The organism is Ruegeria sp. YTSA105, from assembly GCF_059610225.1.
This window is the reverse complement of the sequence record NZ_JBXWNE010000023.1, coordinates 1-19,139: the sequence shown is the minus strand read 5'-3', so window position 1 is coordinate 19,139 and position 19,139 is coordinate 1. Positions and strand designations below refer to the sequence as shown.

Genomic DNA, 19,139 nt, shown 5'->3' with positions numbered 1-19,139 from the left:
AAAGCACCGTGGAAGCAAACAGTACGAGAAAAACACTGTGACGGACCCGTAATAGATAATGCCAACCCGTAGGAAACCGTCGCTGTCAAAACCTTCTTCAAAACCGCCAAGGCCGAACGGTTTTGGCGGAGATCGTGGAGCATACGACAATACGCTGAAATGGCGGCCTCCGGGCTTTCGCAACAATAGCGCAAGCAATTCATTGGCCTCCAATCCCGCTGAGCCACACACTTGTCGCTTCAAGCCCTTTTCGCAAGACAGCGAACATTTGCTCAATTTCACTTTCGCTAATGATTAGGGGCGGTGAAAGAACACACATGTTGATCACAGGTCGAACCAATAACCCACGTTTCTGGCATTCGATATCGATCTGGTTACCAATCTCGTAGTCGCACCCCAGATCGCTCTGGGGATCACCATCGACTGAGCATTGAACGCATCCCATCAACCCCATGCCGCGCACATCGGTAACGATGTCAATCTGACCCAACTGCTGTAGCTGATCCTGAAAAACTGGAGCGACCTTTCGAACGTGTTCGAGAAGCTTTTCCCGTTCAATAATTTCCATACTTTTCAGACCAGCGGCCGCGCTGACCGGGTGGCCAGAATAGGTGTAGCCATTTGAGAAGGTAGCATCTTTCCCTGCAACATCGGCGATCAATCTATCCGAGATAATCGCGGCGCCCATCGGTGCATACCCAGATGTCATTCCTTTGGCACAGGTGATTATGTCTGGCTGAATGTCAAAAACTGCCTCAGACGCGAACCAATGGCCCAAACGCCCGAAAGCCGTCACTACTTCGTCGGAGATGTATAGAACATCATACTTCTTGCAGATGTTTAGGCAACTTTCGTGATACCCTTTCGGCGGCACTATCACGCCACCAGAGGCAAGAACCGGTTCGGCGATAAAAGCGGCAACATTTTCTGGGCCAAGCGCCACAATGGCGTTTTCCAGGTCCGAAACTTTCTCTTTCAGAAAGCTCTCTTCGCTTTGACCAGGCGCACGATAAAGCGGATTCACGTCTGGCAAGAAATGTGCGAGGTCATCCGCCTTGTCGAGCCAAAGCCTGTCACGCTCTTTTCCACTGACGCTGGCCGCCAAAAAAGTGCTTCCATGATAAGCTTTTTGCCTTGAAATGATTTTCTTTTTCTCGGGGCGTCCCAAGAGGTTGTTGCGGAAATGAACAAACCGGATGGCCGTATCAACTGCGGTGGAACCGCCGGTGGTAAAAAAGACATTGTTCAAATCGCCCGGCGCACGTTTAGCGATTTCGCGCGCGAACCACGCAGTAGTCGAGTTGGAATTGTTAAAGGGCGAGAAATAGGTAAGGTTCCGAGCTTGCTCAGCCATGGCCTCGGCCATCTCCGCGCGCCCATAACCGATCTGAGTGCACCACATGCCTCCCGGTCCGTCGATCAAGCGTTCGCCTTTTTCGTTCACCACATGGATGCCGCTGGCACCTTCGATAAAAGTGCGGTCGTTTTCGCCCAATGTTGCCATCCCTTCCCACGGGTGCAGGAAGTGGTCGTTGTCCCAGTGCTTGACGTTAGAGTTATCCACGGCGGGCCATGCTTTCTGTGCTCATCACAATTGGGAATTCTTCGCGAACCTGAGCGTCTGAGGCGCCGAAGTAGTTGGGGAAATGGCTATCGAGAATGGAATTGGCCTTGTCACGGGCACGGTCCAGAAGATCAGTTTTGCCTTCGTTTTCCCATGTGTCCGTGCGCTCACGATCCATGAGCCGTGGGTAGACGAATTCGCTGTTCATATAGCTCAGTGTGTGCGGGTTGCCGAGAAAATGACCAGGGTCGATGGCACACTGGTGGATCACATCCACCGCCATGGTTTCATCCGTGACTTCAATCCCGCGCAACGACCGCAGGATCATACCGCCCGCTTCGTCATCGATGACCATGCTTTCAAAACTGCATCCCATCAGGCTACCGATCATACCCCCGAACTCGCACAAACGATTGGCACCGGCATGAGCGGCAAGCGTGAAGGTTAGTGCCTTTTCCAACCCGTATTGCGCGTCGGGTATCTTAGCATCGGTCATGCCTGCGCCGACAGAGGTTGGAAGGCCATAAAAGTTACCCATCTGAATGGCTGCGGCCCCGATCAGAGCCTGTTCGCCACTGCCGCCGGTGAACGACCCGCTGCGCAGGTCAGTGATGAAGGGCCAGGCGGCAAAGCAGACCGGACAACCTGGTGTGATGAGGTTTACGATGGCAACGCAGGCCAGCGTTTCGGCCACGGTTTGCACCAGCGTTCCCGCAAGTGTAGCGGGGGCTGTGGCCCCGGCTTGAGGAGGCACCGCCAAATCAACCGTCAGGCCCAACTTGGCGGTATCAATCAGGATTTCCATGTTTTCCTTGCCGACCCGCAAGGGGGAAACCATGGGGCAGCCACCAAATATGACGCTTGGCTTTTTCATGAAAGCCCCTTCGCCACCTTGAGCAAAATCAAACATGCGGATGGCATGCGGAATATGGCTGCGGTCGCGAAAAGTCAGACAGGCAGGTTTTTGACTGCCTGCGAGCATGGCATAAATGGTGTTCATGTCGTGAGCGAAATCATCAGTCACATCGGTGGCCAAAACTGTGTCGCCCAGCATATGGATGTTGTCCAAACGGTCCACCAGACGGGTGAAATCATAGACATCGCGCAGGATCGACGGGCGATAAGATTTAGTTTCGGAATCGAAGGTGGTCACGGCGGTGCCGGAGTTGGCGAAATAGACGCTCTCCGCCGAGCAATGCATGTCGTCTTTGCCTTCACGCTCTCCGCGGGCATAGACGTAAAACTCCTTGGCAGTACCAGCCAGGATGTCTTCCATCAGTGCGCGGGGGAAGCACAGCCGATTTAGATCATTCATCACCGCGCCCTTGGGCAGCACCAGATCAAGTAATTCCGGGAAATGATCGGTAATGCCGGTTTTTTCCAGAACGGTCAGAGCCGCTTGATGGATGTTCTCCATATCTGTTGGGGTAAGCGGCTTATAGCGGCCGCCACTTAATCCCCCACGCACGGCCTCATTGCCCGTGGTCGCCTGTTGAACCTTTATGCGCGCGGCGCGCCCACCACCACCGCGACGGCGTGATTTTACCTCAGCCATTACCGGCCATCCTTTGTTCTGGTTCCGAGCGGATCATGGCAAAATAGAAATCGTAAAAATCCTGGATCGAAGTTTCCATTTCGCCCAAGGGCCCCGGTTGGAAGTATTGAGAATTAACGCCGGACTGGTTGTGCCGAATGATGCGTTCGTCATCCAAAGATGTGACATGCCAAAGCCAGGTCAGGTCTTCCTTGTTGTAATCTTGGCCTTCTTCGGCATCAGCGCTAACCAGCCAGACCACCTGAATGTCGGTTTCCTGTGGACCACGTGGAATAAAGCGGTAGCCCACCATGTGATCCGAATAGATCAGGAACCAATTCAATGGGCCAATATCAAAGTCAGTTGCGCCACCGTCGAAGCCTTTCAGCGTTCCAAGCAATGGCGCAAGCGCCTCGCCCGATTTGCTGCCGGTTTTGTAACCTTGGTAAAGTGGGTAGCGCCGATAATACCCGCTGGTGAATGGGGTGGGTGCAGCCGCGCCAACAAGCGCCAATTCATCAGGTGTCAGCCCGACTTCTACAGCCCTTGCATTTAGCGGCTCGACCAAGCCAGCCATGTCTTGTGGCGATTTCAGGCTATGAGAGCGAGAGTATTCTTTGTGTGCTGGTCCGCAGTGATAGCATTCAAGATAGTTCTCAACCGCCAGTTTCCAATTCGCGGGAACGGGAAATGACGCCGTATGCGCAACTTTCAGATCGTCAAAGCCATAGGGTTCGACGAGTGGCGAAAGCTGGCTGAGGACAGGATCTAGCGATGGCGTGTTTGCATCGGCACACACAAAGATCAAGCCTTTAAAGACACTCACCTGAACGGGAAAGAGCCCGAATTTGGATGGGTCAAAGTGTTCCCCCATGTTATGGCCAGCACGAAGTTTCCCCGAAAGTTCATATGTCCAGGCGTGATACGGGCAAACAAGAACACGGGAGTTGCCAGACTGTTCAGTGCAGACGCGAGATCCACGATGGCGACAGACGTTCAAATGAGCGCGAACTTCGCCTTCGCGGTCGCGAACAATAATGATGCTCTCCGGGCCATAGTCGAACAGGAAATAGTCTCCGGGGTTTGGGATTTGGCTGACATGCCCTGCCCAAAGCCAGTTACGGTTCCAGACCCGGGCGATGTCATAGTCATAGATGTCTTGCGAGGTATAGAATCCGCGCGGCAGAGCGTGGCCGTGCTGGTGCGAGGCTATCAAAGCATCTAACTCAAACGGTCGGCTGTTCATCACGTTTCCTCCAAATCGACTATCTCGCGGCGAAACCAATCCTTGTCTGCTTCTGCCTTTGGGCGTTCAAAATCGCGGGCCGCGCGGTGGCCTGCGAAGACAGCGTCGACGATCAGTCCCGGAGACGCGGCATCGCCTATAAGTTCGAGGGTCTTCAACCCAACCCCGCGTAAGCTGTCGTAAAGCGCTGTCTCTCGCTGGCGCTCGGTAACCAGAACTGTCGAGGCACAGAGAATACTCGCTTCGCGACCGGTAAAGGCACATCCGATGCGGGCCATGTCACTTTCGACCGCGGTCAGCACCTGATTACAGCGAATGTCGATGCCAAGTTCGATCAGACGAGCCTGAATACGGGGCTGCTCCAAAGTATGTACGGCGTAAGCAGAGACCAAACTCTCCGGCGTGACAAAGACCACCGGATATCCGGCAGCTGCCAGTTTTTCTGCAATCACACCTGCCAAATAGATATGGTCATCATCATAGATCATCACCGGGCCATTCGGAGGCAATATGCCGTTCATGATATCATCAGGTGTCAGCACTCTGGCGCTTTGCTCGATATGAGGCATACGGCGCTGGGTGTTTCGCCCCATGCCATCCGTACGCCAACGGCTGCCGGTGGCGACAAAGACGTGTTCGACGCCAAGCTCTGCCACCTGATCGCCGTCAAGTCTGCTGTCGGTGAACAACTGAACGTTGCCGCGCTGTTTCAGATCATTCAGGCGATAATCGACGACGCGCGACCAGGCCGCTAGACCGGGAAGCTTGCTTTCCTTTGCAACACGTCCACCAAATTCAGCTGAGGCTTCGGCCAAGGTCACCTGATAGCCGCGCCGTGCGATTTGCATGGCACACTCAAGACCTGCGGGTCCGCCACCGATTACCAGTGCTTCCGCCTCGCTTTTTTTCGGTGCAATGATCTCGGGGTGCCAGCCGCGACGCCATTCCTCGCCCATGGTCGGGTTTTGGGTGCAGCGGATCGGAATACCCAGATTGTCCGAAGACACGCAGATGTTGCAGCCGATGCATTCGCGAATTTCGTCGATCCTGCCTTCTTCAATCTTCTTCGGTATGAACGGGTCCGCAATAGAAGGTCGCGCCGCTCCGATAAGGTCGACAATACCTTTCTTGACCATCGACAGCATCATATCGGGGGAGGTCAGGCGACCGACACCTACCACGGGTTTCCGTGTGATCTGTTTGACGTGGGACAGAAACGCGTTCTGATAACCATCTTCCGGCTGGAATCTGGTTGTGGCACTGTCATTGGACCAGTCGGCCACATTCACATCCCATAGGTCAGGAAGATCGGCCAAAAGCTCGACCACGGCACGGCCTTCTTCTGCGGCCTGCATACCGTCGGCGCCCACCATCTCATCAATGGCAAAGCGGAGCGCCACAGCGCAGCTGTCACCTACAGCTTCGTGGGTATCTTCCAGCAATTCGCGCGTCAGGCGCACGCGATTTTCAAGCGACCCGCCATATTCATCACTACGCTGGTTCATATGAGGCAGCATGAAATGTTGCGCCAAAGTCATGTTATGTCCGGCATAGACGTAAATGATGTCAAATCCGGCATCTTTCGCGCGCAGGGCGGCCTCGCGATGCCAGCGGCGGAATTCCCAGATATCGGCCTTATCCATGGCCTGCGCCTGCTTGGGATGCGTCGTATCGACGGACATCTCGGACGGAGCAAGAACCGGGGCGCGGGTCAGCAGGTTCTGCGCATGGTTGCCATTGTGCACCAGCTGGATGGCTGCCAGCGCCCCATGCGCATGTACCGCATCCGTCATCAGCCGCAATGCAGGCACATCGCGTCCATCCCACAATCGCCCCTCGGCATAGGGGGACAAGTCCGAGGTCGGGTGTATCTCGGTCTCCTGATTGGAAACCACTGCCCAACCACCTTCAGCCTTCATTCCGCGGACGGCAGCATCCGCCCGTGGCCTGAGGTGCCCCAGCCCGGTGCAATGCGGCACCTGATAAAAGCGGTTTCTGGCTGTGACGGGCCCGATCTGAACCGGTTCGAAGAGCAGAGCGTATGGGTTCGCGTCCGACATAATCACGCGTTTTCCTATATTAGGGGTCCGGAGCCGTAAGGCCCCGGAAATATGGTTGTGTTAGAATCCGGCTTTGATCCGTTCAAATTCTGCCAGCATTTTTGCCTCCAACTCGGGATTCACCGCGTCAAAGAACAAACTGCTTTCGAAGAAGCTTTTCGGATCGGCAAAACCATAGGCTTCGATATTGGCTTGATCGGCAACTTCGAACGCTTTTGCGTTGGAATGCGGGTAGCCCCAGTTGTCGATGATGTATTGGCCGCTTGCAGGATCAGTGAGCGCGTTCAACAGATCATAGACCTGATCGACCGGTGTCGTGGAAGACTTCAGATGCACGTAGCCACAGGCCCAGGTCGCGATACCTTTGTCGACGTCACGCATCATGGCGGCAGGCACATCGTTCCAGATCAGGTTCAGTTCGGACTGGTTCCAGGCCCAACCCATTTCGATCTCACCGCTGGTCATGGCCTGATCAAACTGACCCGCATCGGACCAGTAAAAGCGCATGTTTGGGTGGATTGAGCGCAGGAAATCCGATGCTTCTTTGAACTGCTCATCGCTCAGATTTGTGTAATCATCAGCGTTTCCAGTGGCCAGCGCAGCCAGGGCATATGCAGACGACGCCGCATCCGGGATCGCGATCTTACCTGCATAGGCCGGGTCAGCCAGCAATTGCAGAGAGATATCATCCCCCGAGATTTTGTCGGTACGATAGATAAGACCCGTGTTCCCCCACTCGAACGGCAACATGTAAAGCTGGCCGTCCAGGACGATGGCGTCGACTTCCTTAATCTCAGGTAAAACATCGGCCCAGTTGGTCAGTTTGCTTTCATCCAGGGGCTGGATCAGGTCGGCTGCGACCCATTTCCGGACCGCGTCAGAACAAGGATGCGCCAGATCAGCCGTGAAACCCGAACTCAGTTTCGTGAAGGCTTCCTCCTGACTTCCAAAATAGGAATAGCTTGGCGCCTCATCCCCGTATTTTTCCATGTAGCTGGCAAAGAACCCGGGGTCTTCATATCCCGACCAGTCAAAAACCGTTAGATCAGCGCCACCTGCTATGGCACTTCCCGTGCTTATTGCCGTCGCACATGCGAAGGCCGCAATTCCCTGAACTCTCATTTTATCCTCCCACTATTTTACTATGGTCTGTACCAAGATCGATCACGCTTGCACCCTGAAGCCCCAGCCAAACTGCGTCGCCGCGTTTGAAATCGACCGTGTGAAAGTAGTTGGGAACCGAGACCGAGATTGGCTTTTCGGCTCCCGCAACCTGAATGTGATAGTGAATGTTCTCGCCATAGAAGGCGACATTGCTGACAGTGCCTTGAACCGTTGATGGATAGTCTTCTGGCTTTTCAGCAGCGATTTCCAATTGTTCCGGGCGAATACCGATGTTCATGTCTTTAGAGCTGGTCGCAACGTTGGGATTTCTCTCAATCTCAATCCGCCCGAAGGCGGCTGCATCGATCGACAACATATTGCCGGTTTCGCCCGACAACTGGGCAGGCAGTATGTTCATCTCACCGATGAAACTGGCCACTTGCTGATCACAGGGACGGGCATAAAGCGTGGTTGGTGTATCCACCTGCTTGAGCCGTCCGTCGAACATCACACCAATACGGTCGGACATCGTCATTGCCTCATATTGGTCATGGGTGACCATCACAAAGGTGATGCCAAGCGACTGCTGCAGATTGCGCATTTCAAACTGCATCTGCTCGCGTAGTTTCTTGTCGAGAGCTGACAAGGGCTCGTCCAGTAATAACACCTTGGGTCGCATGATCAGCGCGCGGGCGAGTGCCACCCTTTGCCGCTGCCCACCCGACAACTCACTTGCGCCGCGATCCTGAAGACCGCCCAGCTCGACCATTTCCAGGGCCTCGGCTACGCGCTGTTCGATCTCGGCCTTGGGCGCCTTGCCCCGTAATCCATAGGCCACGTTGTTCCCGACGTTCAGATGCGGGAAGATCGCGTAGCTCTGAAAGACCATGTTCGTTGGACGGTTGTTGGCAGGCACACCTTCCATATCCTGACCGTCGATCAGCACGGTACCCTTGGTCGGTTCCTGGAAGCCCGCGATCATCCGCAATACCGTGGTCTTGCCGCATCCCGAGGGGCCGAGGAGCGAGAAAAACTCGCCCTCTTTGAGATCGAGATCGATCCCGCTCGCAGCCAGGAATGTGCCATAGCGCTTTTCGACGCCCCTGAGTTCTATGATGTTTCTGTCTGTCATCGGACCTCTGATGCGGATGAGCGGCGGCGGAAGTACTCGGCCAGCACCAATAGCAGAACCGAGGTAAGCAGCAGGATAGAACCCAAGGCCAAAACGTTTGGAAGCTTGGCGGGGAAACGGATCTGGCTCCAGATATAGACCGGCAGGGTTGGCTGGTTGCCGGACAGGAAAAAGGCCAGGACGAACTCATCGAAGCTGACCGTAAAAGTGACCAGCATGCTGGCTACGATACCGGGGGAAACGACCGGCAGCGTCACGCGACGGAAGGTTTCGAACACGCCGACGCCCAGATCGTAAGATGCCTCTTCCAGCGACGCGTCGAAGTCATCGAACGCGGACTTCAAGATCGAAACAGAAAATGGTAGCGCAAGAAACGTATGGCCCAGAACAACGGTCAGCAAAGACGGCTTTAGACCGAGAAACAGAAACAGGACCAGCATTGAAGAGGCCACGATAATGCCAGGGATAACCAAAGGCAGCATCACCAAACCTTCGGCTGCACGCTGGCCCCGAAAACGGTATCGAACAAAGGCGCGCGCAGCGAACAGACCCATGGCGGTGGATAGAAGTGCGACGACCGTGCCAACACCAAGCGAATTCCAAAGGGCCTGGATCAACGTGTCCTGCTCGCCCAGCTTCCGGTACCAGTCCAGCGTCCACCCCTTGATCGGAAAGGCAACGATAGTACCGCTGTTGAACGAGAACAAAGGTAGGAACAGAACCGGCAGGTACAGAAAAACCAAATACAGGAAAGCATAGGCTGTCAGGGTCGAGGGGCGCTTCATCTGATCCTCCTCCCAAGCTGGGTGGCGGTAATGACAAACACGATGGCGACGAAGCCGACCGACAGCATCGCGATCAGCGAAAGTGTGGCGCCAAGAGGCCAGTTGTTAGCGGCCCCGAACTGCACCTGAATAAGATTGGCGATCATCTTCCCGTCCGACCCGCCGACCAGTGCCGGTGTTACGTAGTCACCGACAGTCGGAATGAAGATGATCAGGCAAGCGGCGATAATACCTGGTATCGTCAGCGGCAGCGTCACCCGCATGAAGCGTTGCAAAGGACTGTTGCCGAGGTCGGTGGCGGCCTCCAACAGGCTTGGATCGATCTTCTGCAACGAGACATAGATCGGCAGGATCGCAAAAGGTGCCCAGGCATGGGCAAGCGTCAGTACGACAGCGAATTCATTATAGAGCAAGAAGTCGAGCGGTTCGTCGATCAGACCAAGCATCAGCAGTGCAGAATTCATCACCCCGTTGAACCCAAGGATGAGCTTCCAAGCAAATACGCGCAGCAGATAGCTGGACCAGAACGGAATGGTGATGAGCAGAAGCCAGATAGTCTTTTTCCGGGCCTTCATCGCGATGAAGTACGCGATGGGATAGGCCAGTGCGACAGTGACTATCGTAACTGCTCCGGCAATCCAGATCGACCTTAGCATTAAATGTCGAACCAGCGGATCGGCAAACGCGTCGCTATAGTTTTTCAGCGTCGGTGTCTTGTCGAGCGTTACGTAGGTTTGGGTCCAGAATGAATAGGCGATCAGGATCACCAAAGGCGCCGCCACCAGAAACCCCACGTATGCCGTGGCTGGTGCGCTGAGGGTATAACCCCGGGACGCTTCGCTACGAAAAATCACCCTATCTCCCATCTCGGTACTTACGAGTCGCTAATGGACGATCGTCCATTTAATGTTGCGCCAGAAAGGCCTTTCGTGTCAATCTCCCTGTGAGCGGCCCATATGAGAAGACCCTAAGATAATGGAATCATTGAATAGAGTGACAGATCCTAAAGGAAGAAAGCGTAGTTCGAAGCGCGATCCGGAAGCCAATAGGCAGCTTCTGATTAAGGCGACACTGGATACTATTGCTGATATTGGAGTCACCGATACCTCGGTCAGTCGCATTTGCGAGCGCTCAGGTCTGTCGCGCGGAATGATCCATTTGCATTTCGGGGGGAAGGACAATTTGCTGACAGCAGCGGCCCAGCATTTCAGTACTGAGTATTATGCCGAGATGGACAGAATGACCGAACTGGGCTCGGATGCATCGCCCGAGGAGCGGGTGATGGCTGTGATCGAGGCGGATCTATCCGAAGCTTTGCTCAATCCACGAAGTACGAAAATCTGGCATGCATTCCGAGGCATCGCGAGCTCACACCCTGGTATTGCCCGATACAGCAGCACTCAGGATCCCAAACTTGTCGAGACTTTGCGGCGTGCGTTCACGGAGATAGCCCAACAAAACGGACATGATCCGAACTTGGTGAATGATGCCACTAGCGGAACGTTGGCCTTACTGGAAGGTATGTGGGTAAATTACCTTACCGATATGCAGGTTTTTTCGCGACGACGCTCTGCTGAACTTATTCGAAGATTTTTAGGCGGGCTTTTTCCAGGAAAATTCAAGTTGTGAGCCTTCGCGACGCTCAGGTTTGAGATGGAAACAATGCCTCTTCCTGGAAAGCAACTACTGGTATTGGTGAGGCCTCTAGCGTCTAAGTAGCATCCACCTAGCTATTGAAAAATCTCGACGTCCGCTGTGCGCTATTAGCGGACTTTCACAATTAAACTTTGTAGTCCGAGATGCGCAACAAAGTGAGGTTTTGCAGCATTATTGACGTCGTGGTGTGGCTACGCACCCGTTGGTCCAATCTTCAAGCTGGTCGGGAAAAGCATCGACTGACTTCGCTCGGCGCCTGCGATAAATCTCGACATACATGCCTCCAGCCTTTGCCGAAAAGCATACATCATCCAGAGTTTTCACACAGACTCAGTCCAATACACCATCAGCTGAAAGCAAGCATGGATGTTTGCAGCCAGAAGCTACAAGGTAGCACACGATATCCAGGACACCGAACAATGCCTAAAAAACACCAGGGACAAACGGTTGCGATAGATGTTGATCTCGCTGGAGATATTCTTCGAGTGGCGGTTTCTGGTCTTCCTAAACTAGTTTCTAGGAACGCGGCTAGCGCCTTGCTGGAGCTTCGTTCGGATCACGAACAGTTTCGGGGGTTTTTGAACCTCCCACCAAATGGAAACCACCTCATCAACTCTTGCCTACTCTATCCACCCTTTGAGCAAGGTACCGATGGGGCGCTTTTTCTAGCCTCTCAGTTTGCATACGCACCATATGCCGGAACCGCACTCATGGCTGCAGCCACCATAATTGCGAGCGCGAAGCGTCAAGCATTAGCCAAAGATCAACAAGTTGTTGCTTTGGAAACAGCAAATGGTGTCATGGAAGTACAAGTAACCCGAACAGATAGCGTTATGACACATGCCAAGTGGTTTACTGTCAAGCCCAAGCTATTGATTAATAATCAAATATTGAATCTTCCTCTAAGTGGAAACATTCCAGTTTCTCTAGTCGATGCCGGGTTGCCGTATTTGGTTGTCGATGCAGACTATCTAGGTATTTCGCTTAGTGAGCGCCAAAAATTGACCAACGCTGCAATTGAGTTAAGCGGGGCGGCTAGTAAACAATACCCGATGTCTAATTTTGGCATTGGCGGCAGTTACGGTAAATACTTGGTCATGTTCAGTTCGAAATCAGGGAAGAACCATATTAAAACTGTCTGGGCCTCTGAAAAGGGAGAACTGGCAAATTCGGCTGGGGGGACAGGCGCATTGTCTGTTGTGGTGGCGTGCGAGGGCAACGGGTCACTATCTCCCGGCAGGTCCGTGACAATCGAAGCACCGGGCGGGATTTTTGAATGCCAAGTTGTCGGTCAATTCGCCACTGTATCAGCAGAAGTTTGGATCGTTGCAAGGCATAGCTTTCCTTCTTTTTACTACGCTAATCCGTAAGGCAGCTTTTTAAATTGGGTGTTTGGGTGCAGAACCCTAACAAACCGAGCAACTGAATTCCATTCTGCCAGAACCCGTTGTGGCGCCTTAATTGCAAACCAGTGCCTGGTAGGGCCACTGAAAGCTTCGGACATTGCCGACGAGAGTATTGGGCCGACCCCCGACGAATATTCGGAAAGGCCTTCTGCGGGCAAGTTTTTCGCCCATCTTCACTAAAATCTGGGTTTTTTAGCTCAATCAGCCCAAATCGGACATTGGTCGTGGCAGTAAAGAACGACAGGAGTACACTAAAGGCACCAAAATCAGCGTGCTTTCTTGATCTTTATTTTGTCAAGCTTCGCTCTGCTCTTGGTCGATTCCTCAGAGCGCGTGAGAGCTTTGGCAATGGCCTTCAAGCCCATCCCCTTTGACACCAGTAGGTGCAATTTTTGAATTTCCTCTTGTGTCCAAGCTTGACGGTGACGCTCAAATCGTTCTGCCATGGTTTTCGTCTACCTTATCAATGTGTCTGATCTGTCATAAAGCATGGTGGTCGTGTTGACGCCAGCTCAAGCCAAATCACGAGTATCTTAGTGAAGCAGCGGTGATACCAAACGCGACAAATGACAGACCCAGCCCAAAGCGGACAATCAAGACCAAACTTTGCAATTCCGGATAGCGGACCGAACCGGACATCAACGTTGAGCGTGCCAATGTCCGGTCATTGCTCGCTAGCCTTCAAGTGGGGCTCGGTTGACGCGACTGACCTCCTCCATAATGTCGAAAACATGGTCGGCGGTCACTGTGATCCCTATCGCTTCCAGGCGCTTCAGGTGCATTATTTTATAGCTTTCCAGATATTCGCGGTTCCGAAACAGGTATGTGGACCCATAGTGATTGGTTCCATCTTCGACAGTCCAAATCTTCCAGATTATTCCTGGCTCCTCCGCGATACTCTTTGCAAGTTGCTCGGTGCCGGCGAGAAATTCTTCTGTGATCGGACCTTCATAGGTCATATGCAGATCCCAGACTTTCAGTGTACTCATGTTTAGTTTCCTTTGTGAGTTTGGGAAAGTTCAGCGGTTTTTCCCGAGTTGGTAGAAGCATAGGACCGCAAGCAAGGCGAAGAAGATGGGGTCAGACCAGCCAAACCCGGTGAAAACTCCTGTCAGGCAGGCGTAAAGCGTGATGATGACGCCAAGTAGATTGGTCCACATCAATCCTGTGAGAAGGGCGATTGCAGCTTCACTGCCATGTTCTACGTCCCGAAACAGGAAGCTGATGATCCCGATGCCGCCCAGAAATATCGAGTTATGCTGTGACAGGAACACAGCGTATTGGTCGTTTAATTGCAGGCCGTAGTTTGGCCAGAGGATGGCCGGGGCAAAGAACAGCGCGAGCGCGAACAACATGTAAATCACGCCATGCACGGTCAGGAGTGTTTTGTTAGGCATGTTACGACTTTCTAAGGTTGAGGCAGTTTTTTTCGGAGTTGGTTGAGTGTCTTGATCGTCTGGCGTTTGTCCTGCACGCTGAGATCACCAAAAATCTGTTCCAGAGCTTGATTGTGGAGTGGCAGGAATTCGGCCACTTTTTGGCGCCCGGCTGCGGTCAATAACAGAACACGCGCCCGTCTGTCGGTTTCATCGACACTCTTTTCCACCCATCCGGCTTGAACCAGGTTTTTGATAACCACATCCAGGTTGCCGGATGTAGACAGTGTCAGCCGCATCAGATCGTTGATTGACAGCGGACCCTTGTTGCTAAGTGTTTCCAGCGCGTCCCATTGTGGCGCTGTAAGGCCCGCCGAACGAAACGCAGACACCATAGCGCGCATGAATAATTGCTGACTGCGTAGCAGGGCCAGCACCAAGGTTTGGTTTTCTCGGGCTTGATTTTTATGTCTCATGTTGCGCATGTATCCCTAGTTAGGGATAAATTCAAGTACTCCCCATAGAATGACCTAATCCACTCATTCGTTCGATGTGCAGCATTTGTTGGAATGACGCATAAAGCGAGCTTTCGCTGCATCTGCGCTAATGTCCGCAATCATTTCATCTCAGTTCATCAAGCAACGTTACTCTGTCACTGGAAATACATTTGTCTTCTTGACAACTCCGTAGACAAAGCTGCTGTCCATGGAGGCAATACCTCCAAGAGGATGCAACTTTCTGCGAACGAATTTTTCGTAATCTGAAAGATCAGCCACGACCACACGAAGCAGGTAATCCGATGAGCCGGTCATAACGAAACACTCCAGTACCTGGTCAATCCGCGCAATGGCTGCTTCGAATTTCTTTACTGTCGCTTCAGTATGGCTTTCCAGTTTGACGTGAACGAATACCGTTACCGGCAACCCGTAGGCCTCGGCGTCTATGTTGGCGCTATAGCCGGTGATGATTCCATTTTGCTCGAGCAGCTTCAGCCGCCTCAGACAGGGCGAAGGTGACAAGTTCACCTCTGCTGCCAAGTCTTGATTCGTCATTCGACCATTGCGCTGCAACGCTCGAATGATCTGTTGGTCTTTACGGTCTATTTTTTTCATAGTTTAGCATATACTGCTACAAACGAGGTAGTATAAGACATTTTTGGAATATTTTGCCACTCGTGTCGTCATACTCTGCTTCTTGAAAACCAAGGAGTCACCCAATGCGCAACCGCCCCGACAGCTTCTCCACTCTTGCCATTCACCATGGCTATAACCCGATGGAAAACGAAGGAGCGTTGACGCCTCCGCTGCATCTGACCTCGACATTCGCTTTCGAAACCGCGGAAGCAGGCGGTGCGATGTTCGCGGGCGAGCAGGCAGGGCATGTTTATTCGCGCATCTCGAACCCGACTTGCGATTTGCTGGAGCAACGCATCGCGGTGCTTGAGGGGGCAGAGGCAGGATTGGCCCTGGCCTCGGGGATGGGGGCGATCACTGCAACGATGTGGACTCTTCTTGCCCCGGGGGATGAGGTCATTCTCGACAAGACGCTCTATGGCTGCACATTTTCCTTCATGCGGCACGGGCTGGCAAAATTCGGTGTGACAGTGACCCATGTGGATCTGACGGAGCCGGAAAACCTGATAGAGGCGATCAGCGGAAAAACCAAGGTGGTCTATTTTGAAACACCCGCCAATCCGAATATGCGCCTTGTAGATATCCAGTCTGTATCAGCCATTGCCCATGCCAACGGCGCCTACGTGGTGGTGGATAATACCTATGCCACGCCCTATCTGACCCAGCCAATCAAACATGGCGCAGATATCGTTCTGCACTCGGCGACGAAATATCTAGGCGGTCACGGAGATGTTGTTGCAGGGTTGCTGGCCGGATCGGCCGAGCTGGTGACTGAAATCCGCCTCTATGGGATGAAGGATATGACCGGCGCGGTCATGGCCCCGTTTAACGCGATGCTCATACTGCGCGGCCTCAAGACACTGGAATTGCGCATGGATCGGCATTGCAGCAGCGCTGCGACCATCGCCGAATATCTGGAGCAATCCGCCGGTGTGCGAAAGGTCTGGTATCCGGGACTGAGCAGTTTCGAACAGCATGATGTCGCGCAGCGGCAGATGTCCAAATTCGGCGGCATGATTGCATTTGAACTGGATGGCGGTCTGGAAGCAGGGCGCGCGATGATGAACAGACTGCAAATGATCACCCGCGCCGTATCATTGGGAGATGCTGAAACACTGGTGCAGCACCCGGCCAGCATGACCCACTCTACCTATACGCCTGAAGAACGCGCCGCACATGGCATCAGCGATGGGCTGGTGCGATTGTCCATTGGCCTGGAGGGGATCGACGACGTGATCCACGATCTCGAACAAGCCTTGCCAAGACCCCCTGTCCGCAGCGCAGCTTAAGGAAATTGACCATGTCCATTGATCTCAAAACAATTGAACAACGTTTGCTGTGGCTGTCCCACTGGATGATCCACCATGCGAACCACATTCGGCCCAAAGCTGACGGGATCAAGGTTGGCGGGCATCAGGCGTCTTCGGCGTCGATGGTATCGATCATGACCGCGTTATATTTTCAGACCCTGCGCCCGGAAGATCGCGTAGCAGTCAAACCGCATGCCTCGCCGGTCTTTCACGCGATTCAGTATCTGATGGGCAACCAGACCCGTGAGAAGTTGGAGAACTTTCGCGGATTTGGTGGCGCGCAAAGCTATCCTTCCCGCACGAAAGATATCGATGACGTGGATTTTTCGACCGGTTCGGTGGGCCTTGGCGTTGCTATCACCTCGTTTGCGTCACTTGTGCAGGATTATGTACAGGCCAAATCCTGGGGCGATACGCAAAAGCTTGGACGCATGATCGCATTGGTTGGCGATGCTGAGCTGGACGAAGGCAATATCTATGAGGCACTGCAAGAAGGATGGAAGAACGATCTGCGTAATTGCTGGTGGATCATTGATTATAACCGCCAGTCATTGGACGGCGTCGTGCGTGAAGGACTGTTCCAACGGATTGAGCAAATCTTCGACGCCTTCGGATGGGATGTTGTGCGGGTTAAATACGGCGCTTTGCAACGCGCTGCGTTTAAAGAGCCGGGCGGAGAGAAGCTGCGTCAATGGATTGATCAGTGCCCCAACCAGCTCTACTCGGCACTGACCTTCATGGGGGGCGCGGTGTGGCGCGAGCGACTGATGGAAACCCTCGGCGATCAAGGCGACGTAAGCGCGTTGCTTGATGCGCGCAGCGATGACGAACTGGCCGCTCTGATGGAAAATCTGGGTGGGAACTGCGTCACCACCATGGCAGATACCTTCGCCGCAATAGATCACGACCGCCCGGTCTGTTTCCTTGCCTATACGATCAAGGGCTGGGGGACGCCGATTGCTGGCCACAAGGACAACCATGGTGGGTTGATGAACAAGACTCAGATGGCCGAATGGAAGAAATTCATGGGTGTTACTGAGGGTGATGAATGGGAGCGCTTTGCCACCATCGCAGACCCGGCAGCGTTTGAAGAAATGCTGGCAAAGACGCCCTTCTTCGCCAGCGGGCCGCGCCGATACTCAGATGACGTTATCGACGTCCCCTCAGTTGAGTTGGATCCGGGTCGTGAAATCTCGACTCAAATGGCATTCGGCAAGATTCTGGATGACCTGTCCAAAGGCAACAGCGCGCTGGCCGAGCGGATCGTGACGACCTCTCCGGATGTGACCGGCACAACCAATCTTGGCCCTTGGGTCAATCGCAGGAAACTGTTTGCGCGCACCCATCAATCCGACACTTTCAAGGCTGAAAATATCCCCTCCACCGCGAAGTGGGAGTTTACACCAGATGGTCAGCATATCGAACTTGGCATTGCTGAAATGAACCTGTTTTTGCTTCTGGCGGCGGCAGGGCTTTCGCACTCGGTTTTTGGCAAAAGGCTTATTCCCATTGGAACGGTCTATGATCCTTTTGTGTCCCGTGGCTTGGATGCGTTGAATTACGCCTGTTATCAGGATGCCCGTTTCATGATCGTGGGCACGCCCTCTGGCGTCACTTTGGCGCCGGAAGGCGGGGCGCATCAATCAATCGCGTCGCCGCTGATTGGCATGTCGCAAGACGGGTTGGCTGCATTTGAGCCCGCCTTTGCGGATGAATTGGCGGTCATCATGGAATGGGCCTTTGCCTATATGCAAAAAGATGGCGAGGGAGATCCCGATGAACGCACCTGGTTGCGCGACGAGACCGGCGGTTCGGTCTATTTACGTCTGACGACCAACCCGATTGAGCAGCCCGGTAAACGCGTGGATGACGATTTCCGTCAGGGGGCCATCGACGGTGCCTATTGGCTACGCAAACCGGGACCGAACTGCGAAGTTGTCATTGCTTATCAGGGCGCGGTTGCCCAGGAGGCCATCAGGGCAGCGGGCCATATCGCCCAGGGGCGGCGGGATGTCGGCGTTCTGGCAGTGACCTCTGCCGACCGGTTGAACGCCGGCTGGACTGCAGCGCAACGGGCGCGCACAAATGGCATTCGGGGCGCTGAGGCACATATCGAAACGCTGCTGGCAGATGTGCCGCGCGACTGCGCATTGATCACAGTGATCGACGGACACCCGGCAACGTTGTCCTGGTTGGGTGCCGTTCATGGCCACAAAACGATTCCGCACGGTGTGGAGCATTTCGGCCAAACCGGGTCTATTGCGGATTTGTACCGTCATTTCCGCATTGACGCTAACGCGTTGATCCAATCAGTAGGCGAATTGTCCCATGGTCGTAAAATCCCTCAGATTGTGGCTATAGCATAGCAGCAGCAGACATTGGATCACGTTGCTGCGTCTGCAACTATGGGCTCTCCTGTCGCCACTCTCTGCGGAGCGCTTCAACTGGTGGTAAGAGCCCATTTTGTGAGTCCGATTTTCATGCTGCGTGCGCTCGCGGTGTGGGAAATGCTGCGGTAGCGTAAAGTATGGTGCTGTCGGGCAGCGGGAAATGTCGCCATTCGTGCAGAGTGCAGCAAGGATCAGGGACTGAATTCACACATCGCGGACGAAGCTGACCTTGATGGTCACAGACTGAACGTCGGCTTCTGGCATCGTTGCGTGTGCTCTTCCTACAGGGCAAATAAAAACGGGCGGTCCGTTTCGAGCAAACTTACAATACCGGGCAATATTCTTATTCTATCTTCTTCTTTCCAACTAGGGTCAGGACTCATAGCCAATAGATGACGAGAGCTGCGATGGCGATTGCTGAGAGGAAGACCTTCGGGCACCTG

General features: G+C 53.7%; 16 protein-coding genes. 4 read left to right on the top strand and 12 right to left on the bottom strand.

Annotated features, from left to right (window positions below):
* Positions 1–199 precede the first annotated feature (199 nt).
* Genes AC2FH2_RS19370 through AC2FH2_RS19335 form a run of 8 tightly spaced genes read right to left on the bottom strand, consistent with a single transcriptional unit; the run spans position 200 to position 10,291 of the window.
* A complete protein-coding gene (locus AC2FH2_RS19370; RefSeq protein ID WP_496824929.1) occupies positions 200–1,504 on the bottom strand; it encodes an aminotransferase class III-fold pyridoxal phosphate-dependent enzyme in 1,305 nt (434 codons plus the stop codon).
* A gap of 52 nt (positions 1,505–1,556) precedes the next feature.
* Complete coding sequence (locus AC2FH2_RS19365) at positions 1,557–3,119, bottom strand: trimethylamine methyltransferase family protein (RefSeq protein ID WP_496824927.1); 1,563 nt, start codon at positions 3,117–3,119, stop codon at positions 1,557–1,559.
* Positions 3,112–4,344, bottom strand: coding sequence for an aromatic ring-hydroxylating oxygenase subunit alpha (locus AC2FH2_RS19360; RefSeq protein WP_271952677.1), 1,233 nt, complete (start codon positions 4,342–4,344; stop codon positions 3,112–3,114). The genes AC2FH2_RS19365 and AC2FH2_RS19360 overlap by 8 nt, the downstream gene beginning before the upstream one ends.
* Positions 4,344–6,404, bottom strand: a complete 2,061-nt coding sequence (locus AC2FH2_RS19355; RefSeq protein ID WP_496824925.1) for an oxidoreductase — start codon at positions 6,402–6,404, stop codon at positions 4,344–4,346. Before AC2FH2_RS19355 ends, AC2FH2_RS19360 begins: the two co-directional genes overlap by 1 nt.
* 60 nt (positions 6,405–6,464) lie before the next feature.
* Entirely contained in the window at positions 6,465–7,526 is a 1,062-nt protein-coding gene (locus tag AC2FH2_RS19350; protein ID WP_496824923.1) for an extracellular solute-binding protein, read from the bottom strand.
* A 1-nt stretch (position 7,527) separates the two neighbouring features.
* On the bottom strand, positions 7,528–8,640 hold the full coding sequence (locus AC2FH2_RS19345) for an ABC transporter ATP-binding protein (protein WP_142640357.1): 1,113 nt from the start codon (positions 8,638–8,640) through the stop codon (positions 7,528–7,530).
* Entirely contained in the window at positions 8,637–9,425 is a 789-nt protein-coding gene (locus AC2FH2_RS19340; RefSeq protein WP_496690593.1) for an ABC transporter permease, read from the bottom strand. The genes AC2FH2_RS19345 and AC2FH2_RS19340 overlap by 4 nt, the downstream gene beginning before the upstream one ends.
* Positions 9,422–10,291 carry an ABC transporter permease gene (locus AC2FH2_RS19335; RefSeq protein WP_496690592.1) on the bottom strand — a complete coding sequence of 290 codons (870 nt, stop codon included), beginning with the start codon at positions 10,289–10,291 and terminating at the stop codon, positions 9,422–9,424. The genes AC2FH2_RS19340 and AC2FH2_RS19335 overlap by 4 nt, the downstream gene beginning before the upstream one ends.
* Positions 10,292–10,418: 127 nt before the next feature.
* Between AC2FH2_RS19335 and AC2FH2_RS19330 the strand changes: the two genes are divergently transcribed.
* Both AC2FH2_RS19330 and AC2FH2_RS19325 read left to right on the top strand, forming a co-directional pair.
* Entirely contained in the window at positions 10,419–11,054 is a 636-nt protein-coding gene (locus tag AC2FH2_RS19330; RefSeq protein WP_496824920.1) for a TetR family transcriptional regulator C-terminal domain-containing protein, read from the top strand.
* A 446-nt stretch (positions 11,055–11,500) separates the two neighbouring features.
* The gene (locus tag AC2FH2_RS19325; RefSeq protein WP_496824918.1) at positions 11,501–12,451 is read left to right on the top strand and encodes a proline racemase family protein; all 951 of its coding nucleotides are present in this window, start codon (positions 11,501–11,503) and stop codon (positions 12,449–12,451) included.
* 710 nt (positions 12,452–13,161) lie between these two features.
* On the opposite strand, the gene AC2FH2_RS19320 is transcribed toward AC2FH2_RS19325, so the two are convergent.
* From AC2FH2_RS19320 to AC2FH2_RS19305, 4 genes are all read right to left on the bottom strand, one after another.
* On the bottom strand, positions 13,162–13,476 hold the full coding sequence (locus AC2FH2_RS19320; protein ID WP_271952664.1) for a monooxygenase: 315 nt from the start codon (positions 13,474–13,476) through the stop codon (positions 13,162–13,164).
* Positions 13,477–13,506: 30 nt separating this feature from the next.
* Positions 13,507–13,884, bottom strand: coding sequence for a hypothetical protein (locus AC2FH2_RS19315; RefSeq protein ID WP_271952662.1), 378 nt, complete (start codon positions 13,882–13,884; stop codon positions 13,507–13,509).
* A gap of 11 nt (positions 13,885–13,895) precedes the next feature.
* Positions 13,896–14,339 (bottom strand): MarR family winged helix-turn-helix transcriptional regulator, encoded by a 444-nt coding sequence (locus AC2FH2_RS19310; RefSeq protein WP_496824916.1) that lies wholly within the window; start codon positions 14,337–14,339, stop codon positions 13,896–13,898.
* A gap of 168 nt (positions 14,340–14,507) precedes the next feature.
* On the bottom strand, positions 14,508–14,966 hold the full coding sequence (locus AC2FH2_RS19305; RefSeq protein WP_281973936.1) for an Lrp/AsnC family transcriptional regulator: 459 nt from the start codon (positions 14,964–14,966) through the stop codon (positions 14,508–14,510).
* A 113-nt stretch (positions 14,967–15,079) separates the two neighbouring features.
* Here AC2FH2_RS19305 and AC2FH2_RS19300 point away from each other — a divergent pair, with 113 nt between their 5' ends.
* Together AC2FH2_RS19300 and AC2FH2_RS19295 are read left to right on the top strand one after the other, a co-directional pair.
* Positions 15,080–16,285, top strand: coding sequence for a methionine gamma-lyase (locus AC2FH2_RS19300; protein WP_496794400.1), 1,206 nt, complete (start codon positions 15,080–15,082; stop codon positions 16,283–16,285).
* An 11-nt stretch (positions 16,286–16,296) separates the two neighbouring features.
* Positions 16,297–18,672: a thiamine pyrophosphate-binding protein gene (locus AC2FH2_RS19295; RefSeq protein ID WP_281996115.1), complete on the top strand. Its 2,376-nt coding sequence runs from the start codon at positions 16,297–16,299 to the stop codon at positions 18,670–18,672.
* Positions 18,673–19,139: the final 467 nt, after the last annotated feature.